The organism is Actinomycetota bacterium, from assembly GCA_036280995.1.
Classification (GTDB): domain Bacteria; phylum Actinomycetota; class CALGFH01; order CALGFH01; family CALGFH01; genus CALGFH01.
Genome location: DASUPQ010000213.1, coordinates 1 through 2,082, shown reverse-complemented (window position 1 = coordinate 2,082; position 2,082 = coordinate 1). Strand labels below are relative to the sequence as shown.

Genomic DNA, 2,082 nt, shown 5'->3' with positions numbered 1-2,082 from the left:
AGACGGCTTCCGCCGCCGAGATCCGCGTGTTCCTCACCGAGTACGACGGGGCACTGCGCTCTGCGGGCTGGTCGGGGCACTGGCCATCCCGACTGTGCTGGTGCGGTCGCGGACCGCGCACCGCGGGGGTGGTAACGGCCTGACCAACCTGACCCACTTGCTCTTCGACCTGCGGATGGCGCCGATCGCGATGGTCATGGGACCTTCTCGATCGCCGCGCTGCGCGCCGGCCTGCTCCCGCGTTGGGTGTGCTGGCTGGGCCTGGCGTTTGTCGCGTGCGGCGCCCTCGGGACCGCCGGGGTCGCGCTCGCATGGAAACCACTCGCCCTGCCGCCGTACTGCGGGGTGGCAGGGCCCCGACGAGGAGGCACCATGGTGGGGTGAGGATTGGGGTCGGCCTGGCGACGGTGCCGGAGGCACGCCGGGCGGCGACCGAGGCGGCGCTGTCGGCCGTGGAGGGGCTGGCCGGGGAGACGCCGTCGCTGGCCGTGCTGTTGGCATCGGCTCACCATGGCGACGACGCCAGCACGGTGCTGGCGGCGGTACGCGAGGTGGTGGCGCCGTCTGCGCTGGTGGGCTGCGTGGCCGGCGGGGTGGTGGCCGGGCGTCGCGAGGTCGAGGACGAGCCCTCGGTCGCGGTATGGCTGGCCGCGCTGCCGCAGCCCCCGGAGGCGTTCCACCTCGAGTTCGTGCGTACCTCGGCCGGCGGCCTCTTCACCGGCTACCGGTTCGATCCCGCGGGGCACGACTTTCACCTGCTGCTGCCCGACCCGTACTCCTTCCCGGCCGAGCTGCTGCTGGCGCACCTCAACGATCATCTGCCCGGCACGACGGTGATGGGCGGCCTGGTCAGCGGGGCACGATGGCCCGGGCTGTCGCGACTGTTCTGCGACGACCGGGTGCTGGGTTCCGGGGCGGTCGGTGTGCGGCTGCCGGGATGGCGGGGGGTGCGCGTGGTGTCGCAGGGCTGCCGCCCGATCGGCGAGCCGTACACGGTCACCGGCGCGCGTGGGCGCATGATCACCGGGCTGGGCGGGCGGCCCCCGCTGTGGCGTCTGCAGGAGATGGTGGCAGCGCTCCCCGCGGATCAGCAGGCCCTGGTCGCTCAGGGGCTGCTGATCGGCATCGTCGTCGAGGAGTACGACGAGGTGCCCGCCCGCGGCGACTTCCTGGTCCGCGCGCTGACCGGCGCCGACGAGGCCAGCGGCGCGATCGAGGTCGGCGACATCGTCGAGGTGGGCACCACCGTGCAGTTCCATGTCCGGGACGCCGCCAGCGCCGACGACGACCTGCGGATCGCACTGCACGAGGCCGGGGCGGCGGCCTCCGGTCGGCCCGCGGGCGGGCTGCTGTTCACCTGCACCGGTCGTGGCCGGCGGATGTTCGACGTGCCCGACCACGACGCGAGCCTGGTCGAGGATCTGCTCGGCGGCATCCCGCTGGCCGGGTTCTTCGCCGCCGGCGAGCTCGGCCCGATCGGCGGGCGCAACGCCCTCCACGGCTTCACCGCCTCGCTCGCGCTGTTCGTGGACGACGATGAGCGCTGAGGCTGTGCCGGGGCGCGTGGAGGCGCGCCGTCAGGAGGGTGCGGGTGCGGCGAGATCGAGTACCCGGCTGATGAACTTCAGCGCCGCCGGCCTGTTCTCCTCGAAGGCGGGCTGTATCTGGCTTGCCGGGACCACGAATCCCCCTTCCAGCGCGGTGCGCGGGCGTAGCTCGATGGTGAAGGAGGGGATTCCGTAGACGCCGTACGTCCAGTCCGTCGTGTCGCCCGCAGTCGGGTACAGATCGGAGGACTGTTGCGGCACGTAGACCTTCTGGTGGACGGCCTTGATCTTCTCGCTCATCTTGGCGGCGAGGCCGGCCATCTCCTCCCGGTCGGGCTCCGGCACCGGATCCTCGGTGTAGCCCCACGGGTACAGGATCAGCTGCGAGTAACTGTGATAGGTGATCAGGCCCTGGAACAGCTCGCGACCGATCAGGTCCCGGACGGCCCGGGTCTCGGGCTCGGAGAAGGCCCGCGGTCCCACGTAGGTCTGGTCGCTGGGGACATGACTCGACGTGTCGATGTCGAGAGTGCCC

General features: G+C 72.0%; 2 protein-coding genes. One reads left to right on the top strand and one right to left on the bottom strand.

The genetic code is table 11. The features are described from left to right. Nucleotides 1–380: 380 nt before the first annotated feature. Nucleotides 381–1,547, top strand: coding sequence for an FIST N-terminal domain-containing protein (locus tag VF468_06790; GenBank protein ID HEX5878013.1), 1,167 nt, complete (start codon nucleotides 381–383; stop codon nucleotides 1,545–1,547). Between the two features lie 30 nt (nucleotides 1,548–1,577). On the opposite strand, the gene VF468_06785 is transcribed toward VF468_06790, so the two are convergent. Further along, on the bottom strand, nucleotides 1,578–2,082 hold a 505-nt coding region (locus tag VF468_06785; protein HEX5878012.1), incomplete at its 5' end, for a M14 family zinc carboxypeptidase.